The following is a 21401-nucleotide window of genomic DNA, read 5'->3' on the forward strand; positions in this document are numbered from 1 at the left end:
ATCGATATCGGGGGCGCGTCGGTCTCGCTCGTTGTATCGGCGTCACGAACTGACGATCACCCGCTTCGCTCACCGCTGCATTACCCGGATGACCACCAGCCCCATGGACACTTCAAGTTCCGCGCCGCTGGCCAGCTACATCGACCTTCTGCTGGACGCCGTATGTGCCGTCGACGGTCAAGGGCGTTTCGTGTTTGTCAGTGCCGCCTGCGAGCGCATTTTTGGTTACACCCCGCAAGAATTGATCGGTCAGCCAATGATCGATCTGGTACACCCTGCCGACCGCCAGCGAACCCTCGAGGCGGCGCGGGAGATCATGGAGGGCGAGCCCAAACTCAATTTCGAGAACCGCTACCTGCGCAAGGACGGGCGGGTGGTGCACATCCTGTGGTCGGCACGCTGGTCGCCGGTGGACCAACTGCGCATTGCCGTGGCCCGGGACATCACCGAACGCAAGCAGGCCGAGTCCCGCCAGGCGGCGTTGTATGCGATTTCCGAGGCGGCCCATGCCGCGGCCGACTTGCTGGCGCTGTTCAAGCGCATCCACCTGATTATTGGCGAGTGGCTGCCGGCGCTGAATTTTTCGGTGGCGCTGTATGACGAACAATGTTCGCAGTTGAACTTCCCCTATCACGTCGATGATCGGGAAGGGCAGCCCGAATTGCCGGGCACGGTCACAGGGCGTTTGTGCGCCGAGGTGATTCGCAGTGGCCAGCCGATCCTCCTGACGCCCGGTTGCAGCCAGTTGCCAGCGGGGTTCGACGACCTGGTGGCGCAGCCGGACGCGCCGTGTTGGCTGGGCGTGCCGCTGAACTCACAGAGCGGCACGATTGGCGCGTTGATCGTCAAGAGTGCGCCGGACAACGAGCGCTACACCGAACAGGACAAGGAACTGCTGCAGTACGTCTGCGTACAGATCACCATCGCCATCGAGCGCAAGCAGTTGCACGCCCGCTTGCAGCACATGGCTCAGTACGATCAGTTGACCCAGGTGCCCAACCGCGAATTGCTCCGTGAACGGTTCAAGTGCGCACTGGCGACTGCCCGCGCTGCGTCCGGGCGCATGGCCTTGCTGTATATCGACCTGGACCGTTTCAAACAGGTCAACGACACCTATGGCCACGGCGTGGGCGACATGCTGTTACAGGCGGTGGCCAATCGTATCAAGGGCTGTATTCGCGACACCGACACCGTGGCGCGCATTGGCGGAGACGAGTTCGTAGTCTTGCTGCACAGCATCCAGGCCTTGGAGGATGCCCATCGCGTGCAGGAAAAAATCCGCCATGCACTGGCCCAGCCGCTGCGTCTGGACGGGCACTGTCTGAGCATCGAACCGAGCATCGGCGTGGCCTGCTTCCCCGAGCATGGCACTGAAGATGTCGCGCTGTTTCGCCACGCCGACGAGGCGATGTACGCGGCCAAGCGTCACAATCACAGGGCATTCGGCATCTGATAGCGCGTCGCCGTTCGTCGCGGCGCCAAAGTCTTTTTCAACCTTTCAAGCGTTGTCCTTTTCAGATGTCAGGCGGGCTCCGCTCGCCGGAAACATCGTCCATGATCGAACGAAGAGGTTTGAAGTGGGTCGCAGAAGTAGGAGAACCACTCTCGCGGCTGTCGACAGCTACTCAGCGGAAAGCGAAATCGGGTGGTTCTGATTCAGAGGCGGGAACCCGTCAGAACTTTTATCAGAGGAGGGCGCGACTATGAGCCGTATGGCCAGCTTCTTTCGCACCACCAGTGTCATCGTGTTGATGGGTCTGGGTGCCAACAGTGCCTGGGCCCAATCGCCTGCCGAATTCATCAACGATGCTTCAGCCAAAGGCATGGCCGATATCGAGGCCAGTCGCATGGCCCACGGAAAAGCCGAATCCAGGGAGGTCAAGGACTACACCATCATGGTGATCAACGACCGCACCACCGCTAATCAACATCTGGCGAAGATCGCCAAGAAGCTCGACTTGCCTGTCGCCCCCCGGGAGGAGGTGGCTGACAAGGCCAAGACCCTGATGCCGCAGGTCAAGGAAGGCGAGTCGTTCGAAGCCGCGTATGCCGCCAGCCAGGTCAAGGCCACCGAGGAGGCCATCGCGCAGATCCAGCAGCAGGCTCAGACCACCGAAGTGCCGGAGATCAAGGCTTTCGCCGACGAAACCCTGCCCAAGTTGCAGACCCATCTCGAAATGGCCAGGGCACTGCAGGCCAGCCGCTGATCCACATGTTGTTGCATCCTGGGCCGGGACGTTCGCGTCCCGGCTGATGTTTGCCCGCTAGATGGGGGCCTTCCAGCGCATCTGCCTCAGCACTGGTTCAGGTCCACTTTGCTGTCTTTTTCCAAACCTTCAAGGTTCTTGGCTTCGCCCTGGCCCATGGCCTGGTAATGCTTTCTCAGCGCTTCCAGTTGCTTGAGGTCCAGCGACTCGAGGCCGAGCATCGCATTCTGTGCTTCCTTGGTCGCCCGCAGCAATTCGTCCACTTTCAAATGCAAGATGTCCGTATCGCGGTTCTGCGTGTTCTGGATCAGGAACACCATGAGGAAGGTGATGATGGTGGTCGAAGTATTGATGATCAATTGCCAGGTGTCGTTGAAACCGAAGAAAGGTCCGCTGGCGGCCCACAGCGCCAACAACACGATGGCCCCCAGGAATGTCTTGGGGCTCCCCGCCCAGAGGGCCAGTTTTTGAGCGATTTTTGCGAACGTCATTGCCGTGTTTCCTTGTTGGATGCACCTGTCTGGTGTGACAGCAACGAGGCGGTGAAAATTCTACTTACATTTCAGCCGGTCCCCCACGTTCATCGTCCGGCGCGATGACAGTCGCAACCAGTGCTTCTGCCGCAGGTCCTCTGAACACCCTCTTCAATCCAATTTTATTTTGAGGCAGCTAACTACACCGGACAGGTTGTTCCCGAAAGATTCGAAGAACGGTATGAGTCCGTGCGGCATCGCCTGATAGATTTCCATCCCTTGATAAAAGCGCCGCAGATAACGAGGCTTCACCGGTAGCCCCATATGGAAAATCGCCTGGGCTATGAACTGCTTTGGGACATTGTTGTAGGTCGCCTTGCAGTTAATGTAATAGGCGCTCAATCCACAACGCTTGGCGAATTCACCAACGCTGTCCAAGATGTCCAACAGCCGTTCTTCAGATTGCAGCAGGCGACCGCCGCCTTCGACGCCGTCAAGCAATAGCCCGGGCACACCTTTGACATCTGCCACGGCAATCAGATTAATACGGCCAATGCGCCGCCCTTGATACCAGACATACAGGCGACATAAATTTGGTTCAACCAAATATCCTGGGGCATTGTTGACCGCGTAGTCACCGATACCGGTACAAGAATAAAACTCGTCGGAGCGACTGTAGTCCTGCCATGGATTTCTGTTCCAGGTACTAATGAACCCCCTCTGCCTTGATTGACGTTCCCTTAAACCCTCCCAATCCTTATCGTCAAGGAAGGTTCTGATACTTGTAATATTTTCAGGTTCTGGCGATCCAATGCTGTCTCTGGGGAAGGCCGCATCTATTATTGACTGCAAACGGGTTTCGGTGTACTCGGCATGTCGGTCGAACAATGATTTGTTCCGGTACACCAAGGTTTGCCGGGCGACTTTGTCGTAGGTCGCGTCTATCGCCTGTCCGATCAGCGTTCTGAAACGGGCGATACCCATTTCACCGCCCCAATAGTTGAACGGTAAAAACCAAGCGCCAGCATAAGCATCGGTGATATGCCTACGGGCATTGGCAAAGGCGTGTTGCTGTTCGAACCATTTATTGAAATTATCAATCGCCAACTGATACCGCATGTTTTCGATTGTTTTCGGGTCCATGAGATTTATATTGGAAAGAATCGCGGAGATCAGCCCGCCATCGAATACCCCAGGTGCATCGATATGCGAGATCAGACTCGCTGCATTCAATTGCTCAAGCGAAGCGGTGATGGTACGAACCGCCCCAACCTCCGGCAAACCATTGACCAACAGGTAATGGAAGTAGTCAACACTTCCGTCTGACAGCGCGTCAAGACGTTTGTGTACCGTCTGAATACTATGGTGTTCAAATACCACATCAGCATTTTCCAGCAACGCAACGGCACCAAAACTGCCGTAACGAGCGTGTACGGCGCAAACCAATGCCACCAGCGCATCCAGCTCCGTGGCGGGCAGGTGCCGATGATAGTGCTTGATATGGATGAGCAAAGGGGCGCAGCAAGGGCCTAGTACATCCTTGTGGCGTAGCACGCAGCCCATGGCGGCCTGATAATAAGCCACGCCTACCGCCTCAAGGATCGACTCCAGATCATCACACAAGGCGGAGTCGGATGTGCCGATCAGACAGGACACGCCGCGTGCAGATTGATCCTTGATGGCCAACAGGAACTCCACGAACGCCTGCATATCCAAGTGACGCTTGAGCAGCGGGATTTTTTCTATCAGATACGCCGCGACAAAGGCGCTGTTGCGTTCCAATTCAAGAATGCCGGGCAAGAACCACGCCCATTCCTCAGCGCTGAGTTCAAGTACATGGCCATGATGCTTAAGTACATTGTTGACCAGTACATCATCGCAGGCGGCAATTCGCGACAGTAATTCACCTACCGCCGTCGCAAGCTCGACGCCATGTAACTGCTCAAGGCAGTTGATTGCAACTTCATAAGCGTCGATGTAAGTAGCCAGTACTTCACGCATACGCATTTCCCCTCATACCAACCGGTGATGGTTGCAAAAGCTCTGATGATCAGCCTCTCGGCCTGCTTCGACTGGCGTGATAAATGGCGACTAGTCGTGTGTAGGGCTTGCGCTCAGTAAGGGACTGTTGGGTTTTGTGACCAGTGCCAGCCGTACCGTCAGCATCAGCAACGAAAGGAGATGACTGAGGATCAGCGCCACCCATAGACCGACTACGCCTTGATCCATGTTGAATGCCAAGTGATATCCACCGGCCACGCCGACCAACCAGGCGGTAGCGGTATTGATAAGGAAGGGCACCTTGGTATCTTCCAAACCCTTCAATGCGCCCAGCAGCATGATCTGGACGCACTCAAAGACGATGCTCAGTGTCGCCAGGCAAACAATCAGATTGAACTGGGTTAGAAGATCAGAGTTCGAGGAGGCTTTGACGTCGAAGAACATGGAAGCTACCAACGTGGAATCGAAAAATACGATAAGGGCAAAAGGCAACAAGACCAGCATGCCGACCATGGATGCCACCACCGTCAGTTTTCGCACTTTGTGCACGTTATCCAGCGCATGCTCTTGAGCGACACGAATGGCAATGGCTTCACGAACCCCTTCAACCAGCATGTATACTGGAAAGATATAGGAGAACACCAGTTGTGCCGCTGCCAACTCCAATGTGCCCACCTTCTCTGTAAAGAGCATAAGGAGGATGATCATCAGCGAAATGACAAAGCTAGTGGCAGAGAGTGGCAACCCCATCGCCAAGTATTTTTTTACCAGGGATAGTTTAGGTGCCGCCCAGCCTGTGAAGATGGCGTATGCCTTGGCGGATTTGCGGTTGCTCAGTGAGTAGAGTCCGACCTCCGCAGCCAGCATTCCCCAGCTTACCAAGGAGGTTGAAAGCCCCGCACCATATGCACCCAGCCGCGGAAAACCGAACTCACCTAGGATCAGTGCGTAGGAAATCACCGCTTTAAATACGCATGCAAACAGCGTGATGTAGAAAATGGACGAAAAGTCGGAAACCGCCGCCGAGTGGTCCCGCAGGACGCAGAACAACGCTAACGGCAAGATTGAGTAGACCGCGCCTTGTGCGTATTGATCAGCCTGGAAAGACACCGCTGGGTCGACATTGAAGGCAAGCAGCAAGCTGCCAAGATTCAACGTCACCAGAACGACTGGGAGACCAAGTAGAAAGCACATGTAGAAACCATGTTGCACATGCACTTCCACGGCTCGTTTGTTCTGAATGGCGTCGTACTTGGCTGAAAAAACCGCAACCATGCCAATGACGCACACGCAAATGACATTAGCGGTGTCGAAAACAATACGAGCGCCTAAACCATAGCCAGCAATTTCATCTGCACGAAATCTGCCCATGAATACGGAGTCAACGAATGCCATCATGCTCTCAATCAGATAGACGATTGAAAGTGGTACCGCAATTTTGATGATGCGCCGACCCTCTGAAACCCACTGCATATCCTGCATCCTTCATTCAAGTCAGCACAGACAAGAAGATCGAATGTGCTTACAAACTGTTCAAGTTGTCCCTCGCTGAGCTGAACAAACCGAACTGCCGATAATTGGTGGAGGAGAGTGAGACTCGAACTCACGACTACCAACTTAAGTAGTTGGCGCCCAAGCCACCGGGCGTTCTCCCCCGTTACATGCCTTGCCTGTCGAACGCGAAGCAATCGCGATCGAATAAAAAATGGTGGAGGAGAGTGAGACTCGAACTCACGACTACCAACTTAAGTAGTTGGCGCCCAAGCCACCGGGCGTTCTCCCCCGTTACATGCCTTGCCTGTCGAACGCGAAGCAATCGCGATCGAATAAAAATTGGTGGAGGAGAGTGAGACTCGAACTCACGACTACCAACTTAAGTAGTTGGCGCCCAAGCCACCGGGCGTTCTCCCCCGTTACATGCCTTGCCTCTCGAATGCGAAGCAACCGAGACCGAGTAAAAATGGTGGAGAGGAGTAAAATCCCAATTCACTCCACCAGTTTAAGTAGCTTAAGTCCGTTCCGGACGTAGTTGCGTTATTGCGTTGTTCCTGCCACTAGCCTTCCAGTACCGCAGAGTGGAATAAGTCAGCGCTGGCACGTTGCGCATGCATGGCCATATCCAGGTTCCGGTTGTAAAGATGTTCATCTGTTCCATGCTTGAGATAGTTCACTACCGAGCTGATTGCCACGCTTGCCATCTCATCCCACACGGCAGCGGTCGACGCTCCTACATAGGGGGTGCAGATGAAACGGTCATCAGGCAGCTCAAGCATGGCGATCGGCATGTTGATCGCCTCGCCATTCTTGATGAGTGGTGGCATATCCCAGTTCTTGTCGTCAAACGCGGCCCCTGCAATTTTCTGCTCGAGCAGGGCCTTGTAGAGTGCCCGGCCATCAACTAACGAGGCCTCTGATGTATTGATCAGCATGGCGGAGGATTTCATCAGGGCAATTTCCTGCTCTCCGATGAGGCCCAATGTGGAGTCGTTGTACGGACAGGCCAGAATCACCACGTCACTACTTTCCAATAATGAGGCCATCGACAGTCGTTGGGCCTGGATATCGCGTTCTATGTCGAGTTTCTGCGAGTTAGCGGTGTAGACGATCCTGGACTTGAACCCATCGTGCATTATTCGGGCAATGCGGGAGCCGACCCTGCCCATACCGATGATGCCGATCACCGCATCCTTGAGAAGCGGAGTATCCATTTCATGCAGACGACCTTTTTTTTGTTCGGTATGGAAGTAGATCAATTTCCTTCTTAGCGCGATAACCAGCCCCACGAGAAACTCGCCCATGGCGTCGTACATCACTTTCAAGCCTGGCGTATTGGTAACCGAGATACCGAGGCGATCTGCTGCATCAATATCGACCAAATGCTCGGCCCCGGTAGCCAGGCATGCCACGAGCTGCAATTGGGCAGCGTGCCGCAGGACCTCTTCGGTCAGTATTTCCTCACCAGCTTGAATATAAATATGTGCGTCGGTGATTGCGGAGATAAGCCGTGCCTGATCGGGAAACGATTCATGGATCAGATCCACATCGTAATGCGATGAATTAAATTTGCAGATTTGGTTTTGAGCCAGGCGATCAGCCCCGGAAATAACTACTTTAATTCGCTCTGACACGGCAATATCCTTGGGTAGTGTTGTGAAGGTGAATTTGAAATATAAGAATAAGGTGCAATCAAGTGACTGAAAACAAAGGTGTCAACATGAGAGGTGTCTTCTTTAATCTGGTGCGTGCTGTGCCAGAAATTAATTGGGGTCATTATCTTGTTCGAGAATTTTTCAGTGTCTTGAAAGTAAGTCGCCATATGAAATGATGGTTTGTTCCTTGTGTCAAATTTCCTTTGTAAATCTTTATGCTTGATAAGTTGTTCGCCGATGAATATTTGTTTAAATGTCGTTGGTGGTAAGGTCTGCGAATGAACGCGTCAATCTGTTCATATAATAGTTGGTTTATTTTGGACAGGACGGAGTCCTTTGTTGCGTTGTTTTTCAACGCTGAACAAATTATTTCCATGAACGATTATTCGGCGACGGCTGAGCCAGTGGCGGGGAAGGGAGGGTGGCATCCTTTCGAGCCGCAAACCCGTCATGGGCGGGACGTGGCGCTTGAGCGGTGCCATACGCGACACATTGAACCACCCGTAGGTGATCAAGTTGAATTGGTCTGTCGAGGGGGCGGCAACAACGAGGTGGTGAAATAGCAAGTCACAAACATCCGCGCCATTCCTCGCTCGGCACGATGGTCATTCGCAACCATTGGATCTTTCGCAGGTCACTGCTGAAAGTCCTCAGTATTGGAGTACACCATGAGTACCACCCGCACCCTTTGCCTCGCCTGCTGCCTGTTCGCCCTGCAAGGCTGTTTCGACAACTCGGATAACGAGACCAAGGACAACACCGATGGCACCAAGTCTTCGGTGCAGATGCAGGAGTCTGGAAAGACGAACAAATAGTCGTCTAGCTGAACCCTGTGGGAGCTTGCTCGCGATGGCGTCGGCTCAGCACTATACGGGTGGCTGACACACCGCTATCGCGAGCAAGCTCGCTCCCACAGGTTCGTGTTTCGTCAGCGCTTGCTCACCGCCCCTGCTGCAACACCTTCAGCGCTGCCGACGCCAGGAAGCCGGAGCGGCTCTTCTCTTCAGGATGGTGCAACACATACTCATCGATACGGTTGAGCAGGTAGCCGGGCAACGTGATGTTGAGTTTCTGCGCCTTGCCCAGGTATTTGGTCACATCGATATCCACCAGTGCCCAGGTGCAACCGGCATATTGCGGATTGGCTACGTGCAAGGTGACGGTGTTGGCCGGCGGAATCGGCGAGCCGTCTTCAGCCAGAATCTCGAAGTGACCCTCGATAGCCTCACGCGCCATCGCCATGGCTTCGTCCAGGTCGTCGCCAGCGGAAAAACATCCTGGAATATCTGGCACTTCAACACCCCAGGCGTGGTTGTCATCGCCCATGGAAATCGCAATCGGGTAAAGCATATTCATCGTCCTCCGGGAACGTCGCGCAACGGGCCGGCTGAAGCAGCGCCTGTTGCAAAATACTGATGGCCGTTTTCTTGAGCAGGTCCTCTTCGGATGAGGAACCGTGACCAATCCCGGTTTGGTAGGGTGCTTGAAGTGATGGTGACTGCCCCGAACCCGCACCAGATACCAACCGTCTGCAATGATCTGGCTTATCAAAAATCGGCTATTCACAACACCTCCGTGTGGCGTGCTTGGTGGGTACTATACCTACTGAAGAGAAATGATCAACACTATAACCACCACGGACGCCATGGGTGGGCTCGGGCAGGTATTGCAACGAAGTCTAGAAGCGGTGTCGCACAAGGGCGGCAGAGGGGCGGGGTGGGTTTATTTCGGGATGTGAAACAGGGTGCAAATGCGTGAGTGGCGAGGGAGCTTGCTCCCGCTGGCTGAAGCAGCCCTGGATTTATAGCTGAAATACCAGGAGCCGCTTGCGAATTGCTGTCGCTATGACTGCTGCACAAACGTCAGCCGTATCGCAAAACCAATCAAAAGACTCCCAAACAACCACTGCTGTACACGCTGGGCCGAAGGCGATCGCTGGAGCCAGCGTCCAAGTGCGACACCCACCAATGCGTAGGTGCTGTCGAACAACAGGCCGACGCCGACCAGCACCATGCCCAGGATCGAATTGCCCCAGCACCGGTCCAGCTTGTGGATCGATAAATTGCGGCAATAACACTGAGCAAAACAGCAAGGCCTTGGGATTGAGCAGATTTGTCAGCAACCCGCGCCGAATCGCCTGGCACCAATGCCGCTTTCCGGCCTCGACAGCGGCGCCTTCAAAACTCGGCAACAAGGTGGTCCGCAGGCATTGAAAACCGATCCATAACAAATAAGCAGCCCCCGGCCAGACGCACTGCATCAAAGGTCCATGGCGCTGTCTTGAACAACGCTGAAAGTCCCAGCGCCGCCAACGCAACATGGCATCCCCGAGCAACTCCCAGGCCCATTGCCGTCGCCAGCGCCGCGCCCCTGCCCTGACGGGCACCGGTTTGCAGCAGCAGGATCATGTCCGGCCCGGGCAACAGATACGCCACCGTCAACGCCATCAAAAACAACCCGAGCTCTGCCATGCCACACCCCTTTCATCAACGATTCGCAAGTGCCAAGTCTATGGCTGACGGGCAGGGCAGGTGGTTGCGAAGATGGCTTCTAAAGCTTCAAGAATTGGCATAACCTGCCAAATATCTGCATCATTCAATCGGAAAATGCCAACTCATGAAACTGGATGCCTTCGACCGCAAAATCCTCGTCGCGCTGCAACGCGACGGCCGCCTGAGCAACGTGCAACTGGCCGAAGAAATCGGCCTGTCCCCCTCACCCTGCCTGCGCCGTGTGCGGATGCTCGAAGAAGCGGGGGTTATTCGTGGTTACCAAGCCGTCCTGGACCGCGACGAAGTGGGCCTCGGGCTGACAATCTTCGTAGGCGTCAAGGTCGAACGGCACAACGACGAGCGAGCCGAAGCATTTCGCCAGGCAGTGACGGCATTGCCCGAAGTGATCTCGGCGTTCCTGGTATCGGGCGAGTCGGATTTTCTATTGCAAGTCGTGGTGCCAGACCTGCGGGCTTATGACCGTTTTGTCACGGGGCAGTTGTTGAAATTGCCCGGGATCAGCGATATCCGGAGCAATTTTGCGATTAATACGGTGAAGACACCGGGGGCGTTGCCGTTGGGGCATTTGCCGAGTGCTTGACTGGATACTGAGGGCGACGCAACGCAGGGAGAGCACCGCGGAACCCGTGGCGAGGGAGCTTGCTCCCGCTAGGCTGCGCAACAGCCCTCTTGTGAGCGCTTCGCACTCAAGCGGGAGCAAGCTCCCTCGCCACGAGATTCATTTCTCTCAGGACAATTGTCTATCTTTCCTGCAAAGGTCCCGTTGTTGAGGTTGTGCAACGTCTCGCTGGCCATAGTCGGCTTTCCAAACTTGCCGGCGTGCCCATAGGCGCCAGAGCGTGAGAGCAGGTTAACAGCGGAATGAAAAAGCCCGGCGGTCGGCCGGGCAGTTTTGGAATCCAGCAACGTGATCAGGCTGGCTTTGCACGCGCAGCCAACATCACTTCATTCTGTTTTTTGGTAGCTTCGATCAGCACTTCACTGTAGACGCGTTTTTTTCTTCCGATTTCGCATTACGAATGAAGTCTGCGAATGGGCTCGTGGACTCCTTTGTGGATCCGAGTTTCATGGTAAACAGGGAGTTGCTCCGTCATTTATCCCAAGCATGGCCATCAGTTCGTGTCCCGTATGCTTCTCGGGGATATGGTAGTCGATCTTGTCAACGCCAGCCTTGTAGAGGCGTCCAGAATTATCAATGTGCTTCACAAGCTGATCGACATGTAGATCCTCGGCGCGACCACCAGGGGAGCAAACCACCACAAACTCCAGACCAAAAAAAACCGGCCACCAAGAGCCGGTTTTTTTAATCCCCCGTCAAAAAACATACGACGCGGGACCAGAATTCGATTGGAGCGGGTGAAGGGAATCGAACCCTCGTTATCAGCTTGGGAAGCTGGAGTAATGCCATTATACGACACCCGCTCGGAGCGGCTGACTTTGTACCAGATGTGGGCACGGATTTGAAGTTTTTCTTCACTTGGGGTGCGGTCAGTCGTCTACGCGAGCCTCAAACCAGAGCGGTCGTTGGCGGGCAAACCCCATTGCTGAAGGCGCAAGAAGGGGCTTGCTCGCCAAGACTCGGTTTCAGATAGCCAATGCATGGTAGCCCTGCACGTAGCTATAGCGCGGTCGGCTTTCGTGTTGTTCCGGTGTGAGGAAACTCATCAAGGCGTTGCGACTGTCGCGGCAAGCGGCTTTGTGTTCCATGTCCAGAAAGTGCCCGGTGGCTTGCAGCGTGCTGAAGCTGCTGTGCTGCACATGATCGGCAAAGAGCTTGGCGTCGTCGGCCGCGGTGTATTCGTCCCATTCGCCATTCAGGAACAGCACCGGCACGTTGATTTTTTTCGCTGCGTTGACATAGCACAAGCGATCGCTGTGGAGCACATCGCTGATGTGGAAGTGCATCTGCCCGTACTCATGCTCGGCCAGGCTGCTGACGTGGCGATAGTTGAAACGCTTGAACAACGGCGGCAGGTGCTTGCCGATGGTGCTGTTGACCAGGTGCCCGACCCGGTCGCCGTCCAGGTTGCCCAGGTAATCCACACCGCGCTCCAGGTAGTCGCGCATCGGCGCATTGAGCACTGGCGAGAACGAGCTGATCACCGCTTTTTCGATACGTCTTGGCCGCTGGGCCAAGGCAGTCAGCGTGGCGGCGCCGCCCCAGGAAAACGACAGCACGTGTTCGGCGGCGAAGTGGTCGATCAGTTCCAGGAGAATCTGGCCCTCAATCTCTTTTGTCAGCATTTGCTCATGTCGGTTGTGAGCTTTTGACTTGCCCGCGTAGGGTTGGTCGTACAGCACGACATTGAATTGCGGGTAGAGGTTTTTGGCGGTCTGTGCAAACGACGCGGTGGTGGCCATTGAGCCGTTGACCAAAATGATGGTCTTTTGTGCGGCGTCTGCGCGATAGAACTCCGTGTAAACCCGATACTGACCCTGTATATCCAGCACAGCGATTTCTGGCCTCATGTCATAAGACTCCTGGCAAGCGGGTATGCGCGCAATGAGATTGCACGGGCAATGTGACAGGTAGGCATACGCCTGGAAGATAAGGCCCATGTCGATCCAAAACAGCGGTCGACGGGTGTTGTTATAGGCGGGCAGTTTGCCGGGCGAACAGACGGAACCTGAGGGTTCCCGCCGGCAAAAAGTTTCTTGGAAGTATGTGGTGACTCATCGGTCACATTTCGGCCGACGGTTTGATTCAAGCAGGGGGTAGACCGTTGCGCAAGTACCTGTCGGAAAATTGTTCGACACTTCTGCCCAGCGGTAGCGGGATCAGATGAGCTGGATTTCTTCAGGGCTCAAGGCGCGGTAGTGGCCCGGCTCGAGATGGTCGTCCAGCGTCAGTGGGCCCATGCGCTCGCGGTGCAGGCGCAGCACCTTGTTGTTGAAGTGGCCGAACATGCGCTTGACCTGGTGGTAGCGCCCTTCAACGATGCTCAAGCGCGCTGATTTTTCCCCCAGCAGCGTCAGCTCTGCCGGTTGGGTGGTGAGGTCTTCGAAGGCGAAATACAGGCCTTGGGCGAAGGTGTCGGCGTATTCGGCGGTGATGGTTTGCTCGGTTTCGACGTAATAGACCTTGGGCAGCTTGGTCTGCGGTTGAGTCAGGCGCCGCGACCAACTGCCGTCATTGGTGATCAGCATCAGCCCGGTGGTGTTGAAATCCAGGCGCCCGGCGATGTGCAGGTCGTCCTTGTCCGGTTCGTTCAACCAGTCGAGGACAGTGGGGTGTTGCGGATCGCGAGTGGCACTGACGCAGCCGGGCGGCTTGTGCAGCATGAAGTAGCGCGCCGGCCGGCCGGCTTGCAGCACTTGGTCGTCGACTTCGACGCGACTGAATTCACGTACCGGTGCATGGGGATCGCTGACGGTCTGGCCGTCGATTCGCACCCGGCGCTCCACCAGCAACAGGCGCACTTGTTGGCGATTGAATCGCGGAAGATTGCTGAGGAAACGGTCGACACGCATGGGCAGTTCAGGCAGGGCAGCGGAGGGTGGGCATCTTACGCGATCGGCTGGGGCTTGGCGCGCAACTGGCCTTCGACCTGGGCGCAACGTGGGCACAGGCAGGACTGATCACGCAGTTCGGCCGGCAATGCTTCAAGCACGGCCGGGTCAATGCTCACGCCGTAACACCAGCAGGCCCTGTCGGCGGTTCGTGGGTCGGCCAGGGTGCAGTCGTTGGTGCCGCCGCAGGCCGGGCAAAGGTCGGGTTTATTCATAACTGGAGTGAGGCTTGTCCACGCAGGTTCGGTTGCACCCGGTCTGCCGGGCGCGTTGTAACGCATGATCGGTCCGCGACAGCAGGCTGTGCAAGGTGTCTTCGTCCTGCAAGGTGGTAAGGCCGAGGCTGACGGTGACCAACAATTGTTTGCCACTGCAGAAATAGCGCTGCTTTTCGATGTGCTGACGAATTTTCTCGGCGATTTTCAGACCGGTCTGGCCGTCGGTGTCCTTGAGCAGGACGACAAAGGCGTCGGCGCTCCAGCGACAGACGATGTCCGAATGCCGCAGGCTTTGGGTCAGGTCGCGGGCGAACCCGGTCAGCAGTTGATCGGTGGCGATATGGCCGTGGGTGGTGTCCAGTCGCTTGAAGTCGTCCAGCTCCACCAGCAACGCCGTCAAGGGTTTGGGCTCGCGCTGGGGCTTCGTGCAGGGCTTGCACGGCCAGCAGGTCGAAGCCACGGCGGTTCGGCAATTCGGTCAGGCTGTCGAGGGTGGCCTGGGCGTCGATGCGTTGCTGGTAGTGGTTGATCAGCCGATAAAGGATGGCCAGGACCGCCAGCGTCACGAGCACGCCGATCAGCAGGTTCACGTACAGCGTCTTGAGAATGTGATCGCGTATCGAGGTATGGGCGGCGTAATAGCCCAGCAACGTAATGATCAGGAAACCTGTACCGAGCAGCGCCACCACCGCCAGGAGCGGCTTGCGCTGGGAATACAACGGCGAACGGAGCGACATGGCGATTCCCTTGGCGCAGACCCAATGAAATCAGTTTAGTGGCCCTGTGGGAAAAGGTGCTCGGATTTGCAGGTTTGCAAAATTGTGGCGAGGGGATTTATCCCCGCTGGGTCGCGAAGCGGCCCCAATGCACTCTGTCTGATATACCGCGCTGACAGGTTTTGGGGCTGCTGCGCAGCCCAGCGGGGATAAATCCCCTCGCCACAGAGTCCTGTTTACTCAAGGGTAATTAGATAAGCCCGCCATCCCCCCAAATGACTGATGTCCCGTGCGCCTTCCAGGCCATACGATTCACAGATGAATCCGCTTTCCCAGCGTCCATCGGCCAGTTGCACCTTACCCAGCCCCAACGGTGCGGGAATGCCGGTCAGGAACGAGCCCAGTTCGCTGCTCGGCAGCTCCCAGACCTCGACCTCGATCGCCACGCCGCCTTCACGAACCCGAACCATGCCGGGACGCAACGGTGGGCCGCCAGCCAAGGCATAGAGGTGGTAGTCCGCTGAGCTTTGGGTGGCCTCGATCAGCCGGGCGCCGCGTTGCTTGAGCTGCCAGTTCAGCGCCAACCCGTCCAGGTGTGCGCCACACACCACCAGCCGCGCCCGGTCGTGGCGAGCCGGGTGGGCGGGAATGGGCAAGGCCTTGTCCTGTTGACGCTGCAAGGCATCGGCCACGCTCAAGAGGTATTGATCGGTGAAGGCTCGACCGAACAGCGTCACGCCCCAGGGCAAGCCGTTGGCCATGAACGCACTGGGAACGGCGACGGCGGCGTAGTCCAGCAGGTTCATGAAATTGGTGTAGTAACCCAGCTCAGAGTTGCGCAGCACGGGTTCGGCGGTCAGTTCGGCAAGGGTCACCGGGCGGCCGATGGTCGGAGTGAGTACACAATCAAGTGTGTCCATGGCTCGGTCGCATTGGGCTTTGAGCGCTTGCAAACGGTACCGGGCGCGGAAGGTTTGCACGCCATCTACCGTAGGCGCTTTCGCCAGGACGGCGCGGATGACGGGCAGTACGGCCTCCGGCTCGCGTTCCATCAAGGGGCCGGCAACGCTGTAGCGTTCGGCCACCCACGGACCTTCATAAAGCAGCCGTGCGGCTTCCAGGAACGGCGACAAGTCCAGTTCCACGGCTTCGCCGCCCAGGCGTTCGAGCCGTTCGACGGCGTCCTGAAACAGTTGCGGACCTTCCTGGCAGCCGAAAAATTCCAAGTCCTGCTGGCGTGGCACGCCGAAACGAAAGCGCCGGGGCGCGCCGAACGCGGCGCCGTCGTTCCACTGCGGGTTGTAGCGGCTGTAGTCGTCACCAGGGTCTGGACGGGCCGTCAGCGCCAAGAGCTGGCTGGCTTCCTTGGCCGTCGCCGTGAAGGTCGTGACGCAGTCCAGCGTGCGACAGGCCGGGACCACGCCCGCCGTTGAGATCAACCCCAAAGTGGCCTTCAACCCCACCAGGTTGTTCAACGCCGCGGGCACCCGGCCGGAGCCGGCGGTATCGGTGCCCAAGGCAAAACTCGCTACGCCCAAGGCCACGGCCAGCGACGAACCGGCGCTCGAACCGCCTGCCGGATAGTCGGGCAACACGCTGTTGCGGCAGGCGCCGTAGGGCGAGCGAGTGCCATTGAGCCCGGTGGCGAATTGGTCGAGGTTGGTCTTGCCCAGGGGGATCGCGCCCAGTGCCAGCAACTGCTCGACAATGGTCGCCGAGCAGGGTGGCACATAGGCAAACGCCGGGCAGGCGGCCGTGGTCGGAATGCCGGCCAGGTCGATGTTGTCCTTGATGGCAAAAGGTACGCCGTACAGGGGCAAGCTCTCCAAGTCGCGGCCTTCCAACGCGGCCAGGTAGGGCTCCAGTTCCTCGGCCGTGAGCAGATGGATGAACAGGTGATAGTCCGGGTTCAGCGCCGCGGCTTTTTCCCGCAGGCCCAACAGCAGTTTCCGAGGCGTCAGTTCGCCGCTGCGGTAGTGATTGCGCAGGTCGTCCAAGCGAAGAGAGAAGTTCATGGTGTTAATCCTTTGATTGAGTTCAGGCACGGTCCAGCACCACGACGCGTTGTCCGGCGCGCACCGCCGAACCGGGCTGGACGCGCACCTCGCGCACTACGCCGGCCGAGGGCGCAAGCAGCGGGATTTCCATTTTCATCGACTCCAGGATGACCAGCACATCACCGGCGGCCACCCGCGCACCAACGTCTACCTGCACTTGCCAGAGGTTGCCGGCGATGTGGCTGTCGACGCTCAGTTGACCCTCGGTCAGCAGCGAATCTTCGCTTGGTGCGACGGCCGGTTCTTCACTGTCGAAGTGCGCTTGGCCACTGGCGATCCAGCGCTCGCGCTCGGCGTTGAAGGCGCCTTGTTGCTGTTGTCGGAACGCGGCGATGCTGTCGGCTTCCTGCACCAAAAAACGCTGGTAGTCGGCGAGGTTGAGCTGGCTGTGCTCAATCTTCAGGTCGAAGCGGCCCAGCGGGAACTCACGGCGGATGTGCAGCCGTTCATCGGCACTGACCGGGTAGAAGCGGATCTGGTCGAAGAACCGCAGCAACCAGGGCTTGCCGTCGAATGCCGCGACCTCCCGATAACGATTCCACATCTGCAACGTACGCCCGACGAACTGATAGCCGCCAGGCCCTTCCATGCCGTACACGCACATGTAGGCGCCGCCGATGCCCACCGAGTTTTCCGCGGTCCAGGTCCGGGCCGGGTTGTATTTGGTGGTCACCAGTCGATGCCGTGGGTCGAGCGGCGTGGCGACCGGCGCGCCGAGGTAAACGTCCCCCAGGCCCATCACCAGGTAGCTGGCGTCAAACACGGTGCGTTGCACCTCGTCGAGGTTGGGCAGGTCGTTGATGCGTCGAATGAACTCCAGGTTGCTCGGGCACCAGGGTGCGTCCTTGCGTACCGTGGTCATGTATTTCTCGATGGCCAGCTGGCAGGCCGGATCATCCCAGGACAGCGGCAGGTGGACGATGCGCGACGGCACTTGCAGGTCCTGCGCGGCGCATACGGCGTCCCACTCACCGACGACGATGCTCAGTAGATCGGCCAGGGGCATTTGTTCGGGTTGATAGTGTACTTGCAGCGAGCGAATGCCCGGCGTCAGGTCGATCACGCCGGGCAGTTGTTTGTGTTCCAAAGCCTGCATCAACGCGTGGGCGCGAAAGCGCAGCACCAGGTCCAGTTCGGCGGCGCCGATTTCCAGCAACAGGTGGGTGTCGCCGGCTAATCTCGCCACCAGGCGGGTGTCGTCCTGCCCAATATCCAACACCACAGGCGACCCCATACCCTGTGGGAGCGAGCTTGCTCGCGATAGCGGCGGCACATCCAACCTTGATGAAACTGACAGACCGCTATCGCGAGCAAGCTCGCTCCCACAAGGGGCCCAATTCAAGGCCAGTGAGCGGGCGGTCGATATATCCACCGGCACGAATCGCACCTTGTCCCCGGCCTTGAGCTGCCCTAACTGCCAGAGGTCCGCCTCGATCACCGTCACCGGGCAGACGAACCCCCCCAGGCTCGGGCCGTCGGGGCCGAGGATGACGGGCATGTCGCCGGTGAAGTCCACGGCGCCGATGGCGTAGGGATTGTCATGGATGTTGGAGGGGTGCAGCCCAGCCTCGCCACCGTCGGCGCGAACCCATTCAGGTTTCGGCCCGATCAGGCGCACGCCCGTGCGGCTGGAGTTGAAATGCACTTCCCATGCAGTGTCGAAGAAGGTCTGGATGTAGCGCTCGGTGAAATATTCCGGCGCGCCGTGCGGGCCGTAGATTACGCGGATCTGCCGTTCCGACGGCAACTCCAGGATCGGCGCGTTCTGTTGTGGCAGCGCGGCGTGCTCATCCAGTTCAGTCAGGTGCAGTACATCGCCGGTACACAACGCCCGTCCGCCATGGCCGCCGAACTGACCGAGGGTGAACGTGCTTTTACTGCCCAGGTAATCCGGCACTTGCACGCCGCCTTGCAGGCACAGGTAACTGCGCGACCCGGCCCCAGCGATGGTGCCGATCGTCAGGGTGGAGCCGGCAGCAATCGACAACGGGGTGTTCATCGGTACGGCTTCACCGTCGAGCGTGAGGGCAATCACCGCGCCGGTCATCGCCACCCGCGCATCGCAGTTGAAGCGCAGCCGCGGCCCGTTCATGGTGATTTCCAACGCCGCGGCACCTTCTTCATTGCCCAGCAGGCGATTGCCCAGGCGCAACGAATGGCTGTCCATCGGTCCCGACGGCGGCACCCCCACGGCCCAATAACCGAGGCGGCCGGGATAGTCCTGGACGCTGGTCTGTGTGCCGGGGCTGAGCACTTCCACGGTGTTGGCGCGGTAGACCAAGGCCTCCAGGCAGCGGGTCCAGGGTTGACCGCTGGCAAACGGCGCGTCGAGGAGAATCTGTTGCAGGTAGTGGCGGTTGGTTTCGACGCCGTACAACAAGCTTTCGTCCAGCGCTTGATGCAAGCCCAGCCGCGCTTGCTCACGGGTCGGCGCCCAGCGAATGACCTTGGCGATCATCGGGTCGAAGTAGGGCGGGATCTGGCAACCGGCCTCGACCCAGGTGTCGATGCGCAGTGCTTTGCCGTCGGCCTGCGGAAATTTCACCGCGGTCAGCAGCCCCGGGCTTGGCTGGAAATCCCGGCCTGGATCCTCGGCATACAGGCGTGCCTGGATCGCGTGGCCTTCGGCTTTCAATCCCTGGCCCAGCTCGCTCAGTGGCGGCAGATCACCGGCCGCCAGTTGCACCATCCAGCGCACCAGGTCCACGCCCCACACCTGCTCGGTGACACCGTGCTCCACTTGCAGGCGGGTGTTCACTTCCAGGAAGTAGAAGCGCCCCGCGTCGCTGTCGAACACAAACTCCACGGTGCCGGCGCTGCGGTAGTTCACCGCCTGGGCCAGTTGGATCGCCGCTGCGCAGAGTTCGTCAGCCATGCCTTCGGGCAGGTTCGGCGCCGGGGTTTCCTCGAGGACTTTCTGGTTGCGCCGTTGCACCGAGCAGTCGCGTACGCCCAAGGCGATCACTTGGCCCTGGCCGTCGCCGAATACCTGCACCTCCAGATGCCGCGCGCGTTCGATGTACTTCTCGATGAATACCCCGGCGTCGCTGAAGTTGTTCTGGCCCAGGCGCTTGACCGCTTCGAAGGATTCGCTCAGGTCGGTGGCGCTGCGACACACGCGCATGCCGATGCCGCCGCCGCCCGCGGTACTTTTGAGCATCACCGGATAGCCGAGCTGGGTGCCCGCCAATAGCGCGGCGTCGAGGCTGTCGAGCAGTTCGGTGCCTTCGAGCAGCGGCACGCCGTGTCGACGAGCCAAGTCGCGGGCGGTGTGCTTGAGGCCGAACACACGCAGTTGCTCCGGCGTTGGGCCGATGAAAGCAATATCAGCGGCCTCGCAGGCTTCGGCGAAGGCTGCGTTTTCCGAGAGGAAACCGTAGCCGGGATGGATCGCGGTCGCGCCGCTGCTTTTGGCGATTGCCAGGAGTTTATCCACCGCCAGGTAAGTACCGGCCGCCGCACCATCGCCCAGGCAATAAGCTTCATCGGCCTGCTGGATATGCAAGCTGGCGGCGTCGGCCTGGGAGTACACCGCGACGCCTTTGACCTCCAGCTCGCGCAAGGTCCGCAGGATGCGGCAAGCGATGGCGCCACGGTTGGCGATGAGGATTTTTTCGAACATGGCATTGCCCCCTCAGGCATGCGTGCTGCCTGAACTGGGATGCGGGCCGTCCCGCAGTTTTCGATGGCCAGCGGGGTCGTCCCCGACAGCAAACTTCCAAACACCTTATGTCCCCTGTGGGAGCGAGCTTGCTCGCGATAGCGGCGGCACATCCAACCTTGATGTAACTGACAGATCGCTATCGCGAGCAAGCTCGCTCCCACAGTGGATCAGGGTGTTATTTGAGGCATTGCCCCGACCGGCTCTGGCACAACACAAACAGCCAGCGGCGCAGGCGGCTGAGTTTCAGTTCCATATCAAAAGCTCCGCTGGTGTGGGGTTGTAGGCGTTGCAGGGGTTGTTCAGTTGCGGACAGTTGGAGATCAACACGATCACATCCATCTCGGCCCGCAGGTCGACGTATGTGCCCGGTGCCGAGATCCCATCTTCGAAGGTCAGGCCGCCGTCTGCGGTCACCGGCACGTTCATGAAGAAGTTGATGTTCGGCCCGATGTCGCCCTTGCCCAGCCGACCGTCGTGGGCACAGGCCCGCAGGTAGTTGTCGCGGCAGCTGTGCATGTAGCGTTTTTCCAAGGCGTAGCGCACGGTGTTGCTTTCCTGGGCGCAGGCCCCGCCGAGGGTGTCGTGGCGCCCACAGGTGTCTTCGACGATGGTCAGCATTGGCTGGCCGAGGTTGGAGTACAGGACGCTGCCGGTGCTCAGGTAAACGCTGTTCTGCCGGCGCAAGGTGCGCTGCACGTCGTAGCGTTCCTTGGGGTTGGCCAGGCTGTAGAACAGCGTATCGACCGCCTGGTTGCCTTCCAGGTCGAGGATGCGCAGGGTCTGGCCCTTCTTGACTTCCGTCAGCCAGGGCTCCCCGGCGGGAATGGTGGCGCGGTAGATAGCGCTTTCAGGCTGCTTTGGTACGGTGGCGATGGCGAGTGACATGGCAGCGA

15 protein-coding genes, 4 tRNA genes and 3 pseudogenes are annotated in these 21401 nt (G+C 58.2%); 4 read left to right on the forward strand and 18 right to left on the reverse strand.

The window, feature by feature from the left end:
* Positions 1 to 103: 103 nt before the first annotated feature.
* Both PSH84_RS11505 and PSH84_RS11510 read left to right on the forward strand, forming a co-directional pair.
* Positions 104 to 1453 carry a sensor domain-containing protein gene (locus PSH84_RS11505; protein ID WP_122566765.1) on the forward strand — a complete coding sequence of 450 codons (1350 nt, stop codon included), beginning with the start codon at positions 104 to 106 and terminating at the stop codon, positions 1451 to 1453.
* A gap of 250 nt (positions 1454 to 1703) precedes the next feature.
* Entirely contained in the window at positions 1704 to 2207 is a 504-nt protein-coding gene (locus PSH84_RS11510; protein WP_163006772.1) for a DUF4142 domain-containing protein, read from the forward strand.
* Positions 2208 to 2293: 86 nt separating this feature from the next.
* Here PSH84_RS11510 and PSH84_RS11515 read toward each other — a convergent pair whose 3' ends face one another.
* The 7 genes from PSH84_RS11515 to PSH84_RS11545 all read right to left on the reverse strand — a co-directional run bounded on the left by PSH84_RS11515 (position 2294) and on the right by PSH84_RS11545 (position 7809).
* The gene (locus PSH84_RS11515) at positions 2294 to 2698 is read right to left on the reverse strand and encodes a low affinity iron permease family protein (protein ID WP_122566764.1); all 405 of its coding nucleotides are present in this window, start codon (positions 2696 to 2698) and stop codon (positions 2294 to 2296) included.
* Positions 2699 to 2851: 153 nt separating this feature from the next.
* A complete protein-coding gene (locus tag PSH84_RS11520) occupies positions 2852 to 4681 on the reverse strand; it encodes a hypothetical protein (protein WP_305482932.1) in 1830 nt (609 codons plus the stop codon).
* Positions 4682 to 4771: 90 nt separating this feature from the next.
* A complete protein-coding gene (locus tag PSH84_RS11525; protein WP_305482934.1) occupies positions 4772 to 6154 on the reverse strand; it encodes an MATE family efflux transporter in 1383 nt (460 codons plus the stop codon).
* A gap of 105 nt (positions 6155 to 6259) precedes the next feature.
* Positions 6260 to 6337: transfer RNA gene (locus PSH84_RS11530), tRNA-Lys, on the reverse strand.
* 50 nt (positions 6338 to 6387) lie between these two features.
* Positions 6388 to 6465: transfer RNA gene (locus PSH84_RS11535), tRNA-Lys, on the reverse strand.
* 50 nt (positions 6466 to 6515) lie between these two features.
* Positions 6516 to 6593, reverse strand: a tRNA-Lys gene (locus PSH84_RS11540).
* A gap of 142 nt (positions 6594 to 6735) precedes the next feature.
* Positions 6736 to 7809, reverse strand: a complete 1074-nt coding sequence (locus PSH84_RS11545) for a 2-hydroxyacid dehydrogenase (RefSeq protein WP_305470100.1) — start codon at positions 7807 to 7809, stop codon at positions 6736 to 6738.
* A 689-nt stretch (positions 7810 to 8498) separates the two neighbouring features.
* Between PSH84_RS11545 and PSH84_RS11550 the strand changes: the two genes are divergently transcribed.
* Positions 8499 to 8645 carry a hypothetical protein gene (locus PSH84_RS11550; protein ID WP_163006726.1) on the forward strand — a complete coding sequence of 49 codons (147 nt, stop codon included), beginning with the start codon at positions 8499 to 8501 and terminating at the stop codon, positions 8643 to 8645.
* A gap of 124 nt (positions 8646 to 8769) precedes the next feature.
* On the opposite strand, the gene PSH84_RS11555 is transcribed toward PSH84_RS11550, so the two are convergent.
* The 3 genes and pseudogenes from PSH84_RS11555 to PSH84_RS11560 form a co-directional block, all read right to left on the reverse strand.
* Positions 8770 to 9180 (reverse strand): type II toxin-antitoxin system HicB family antitoxin, encoded by a 411-nt coding sequence (locus PSH84_RS11555; protein ID WP_305470102.1) that lies wholly within the window; start codon positions 9178 to 9180, stop codon positions 8770 to 8772.
* A gap of 135 nt (positions 9181 to 9315) precedes the next feature.
* Positions 9316 to 9396, reverse strand: a pseudogene (locus PSH84_RS28755) (type II toxin-antitoxin system HicA family toxin); the annotation flags it as partial.
* 276 nt (positions 9397 to 9672) lie between these two features.
* Positions 9673 to 10301 (reverse strand): annotated as a pseudogene (locus PSH84_RS11560) (LysE family translocator).
* A 145-nt stretch (positions 10302 to 10446) separates the two neighbouring features.
* On the opposite strand from PSH84_RS11560, the gene PSH84_RS11565 reads away from it, so the two are divergent.
* Entirely contained in the window at positions 10447 to 10923 is a 477-nt protein-coding gene (locus tag PSH84_RS11565) for an Lrp/AsnC family transcriptional regulator (RefSeq protein ID WP_305470104.1), read from the forward strand.
* Positions 10924 to 11691: 768 nt separating this feature from the next.
* On the opposite strand, the gene PSH84_RS11570 is transcribed toward PSH84_RS11565, so the two are convergent.
* From PSH84_RS11570 to PSH84_RS11605, 8 genes and pseudogenes are all read right to left on the reverse strand, one after another.
* Positions 11692 to 11765, reverse strand: a tRNA-Gly gene (locus PSH84_RS11570).
* Positions 11766 to 11927: 162 nt separating this feature from the next.
* Complete coding sequence (locus PSH84_RS11575) at positions 11928 to 12812, reverse strand: alpha/beta fold hydrolase (protein ID WP_305470105.1); 885 nt, start codon at positions 12810 to 12812, stop codon at positions 11928 to 11930.
* A 309-nt stretch (positions 12813 to 13121) separates the two neighbouring features.
* A complete protein-coding gene (locus PSH84_RS11580; protein ID WP_122566051.1) occupies positions 13122 to 13814 on the reverse strand; it encodes a pseudouridine synthase in 693 nt (230 codons plus the stop codon).
* Between the two features lie 35 nt (positions 13815 to 13849).
* Positions 13850 to 14068, reverse strand: coding sequence for a cysteine-rich CWC family protein (locus tag PSH84_RS11585; protein ID WP_305482936.1), 219 nt, complete (start codon positions 14066 to 14068; stop codon positions 13850 to 13852).
* A pseudogene (locus PSH84_RS11590) lies at positions 14061 to 14679 on the reverse strand (GGDEF domain-containing protein); the annotation flags it as partial. The pseudogene PSH84_RS11590 and the gene PSH84_RS11585, both read right to left, overlap by 8 nt.
* Before the next feature lie 344 nt (positions 14680 to 15023).
* Positions 15024 to 16802, reverse strand: coding sequence for an allophanate hydrolase (gene atzF, locus PSH84_RS11595; protein ID WP_305470107.1), 1779 nt, complete (start codon positions 16800 to 16802; stop codon positions 15024 to 15026).
* Positions 16803 to 16824: 22 nt separating this feature from the next.
* Positions 16825 to 20466, reverse strand: coding sequence for an urea carboxylase (gene uca / locus PSH84_RS11600; RefSeq protein WP_305482938.1), 3642 nt, complete (start codon positions 20464 to 20466; stop codon positions 16825 to 16827).
* A 285-nt stretch (positions 20467 to 20751) separates the two neighbouring features.
* Positions 20752 to 21393 carry an urea amidolyase associated protein UAAP2 gene (locus PSH84_RS11605; RefSeq protein ID WP_305482940.1) on the reverse strand — a complete coding sequence of 214 codons (642 nt, stop codon included), beginning with the start codon at positions 21391 to 21393 and terminating at the stop codon, positions 20752 to 20754.
* Between the last annotated feature and the right edge of the window lie 8 nt (positions 21394 to 21401).

The sequence above is a fragment of the Pseudomonas beijingensis genome (assembly GCF_030687295.1).
Classification (GTDB): Bacteria; Pseudomonadota; Gammaproteobacteria; order Pseudomonadales; family Pseudomonadaceae; genus Aquipseudomonas; species Aquipseudomonas beijingensis.

Bases quoted from the DNA above. Each gene is read 5' to 3' on its own strand.
- PSH84_RS11605 (WP_305482940.1), bottom strand. From the start codon at position 21,393: ATGTCACTCGCCATCGCCACCGTACCAAAGCAGCCTGAAAGCGCTATC.
- PSH84_RS11525 (WP_305482934.1), bottom strand. From the start codon at position 6,154: ATGCAGTGGGTTTCAGAGGGTCGGCGCATCATCAAAATTGCGGTACCA.
- atzF (WP_305470107.1), bottom strand. From the start codon at position 16,802: ATGAACTTCTCTCTTCGCTTGGACGACCTGCGCAATCACTACCGCAGC.
- PSH84_RS11505 (WP_122566765.1), top strand. From the start codon at position 104: ATGGACACTTCAAGTTCCGCGCCGCTGGCCAGCTACATCGACCTTCTG.
- uca (WP_305482938.1), bottom strand. From the start codon at position 20,466: ATGTTCGAAAAAATCCTCATCGCCAACCGTGGCGCCATCGCTTGCCGC.
- PSH84_RS11565 (WP_305470104.1), top strand. From the start codon at position 10,447: ATGAAACTGGATGCCTTCGACCGCAAAATCCTCGTCGCGCTGCAACGC.
- PSH84_RS11555 (WP_305470102.1), bottom strand. From the start codon at position 9,180: ATGCTTTACCCGATTGCGATTTCCATGGGCGATGACAACCACGCCTGG.
- PSH84_RS11575 (WP_305470105.1), bottom strand. From the start codon at position 12,812: ATGAGGCCAGAAATCGCTGTGCTGGATATACAGGGTCAGTATCGGGTT.
- PSH84_RS11510 (WP_163006772.1), top strand. From the start codon at position 1,704: ATGAGCCGTATGGCCAGCTTCTTTCGCACCACCAGTGTCATCGTGTTG.
- PSH84_RS11515 (WP_122566764.1), bottom strand. From the start codon at position 2,698: ATGACGTTCGCAAAAATCGCTCAAAAACTGGCCCTCTGGGCGGGGAGC.
- PSH84_RS11585 (WP_305482936.1), bottom strand. From the start codon at position 14,068: ATGAATAAACCCGACCTTTGCCCGGCCTGCGGCGGCACCAACGACTGC.
- PSH84_RS11580 (WP_122566051.1), bottom strand. From the start codon at position 13,814: ATGCGTGTCGACCGTTTCCTCAGCAATCTTCCGCGATTCAATCGCCAA.
- PSH84_RS11550 (WP_163006726.1), top strand. From the start codon at position 8,499: ATGAGTACCACCCGCACCCTTTGCCTCGCCTGCTGCCTGTTCGCCCTG.
- PSH84_RS11520 (WP_305482932.1), bottom strand. From the start codon at position 4,681: ATGCGTGAAGTACTGGCTACTTACATCGACGCTTATGAAGTTGCAATC.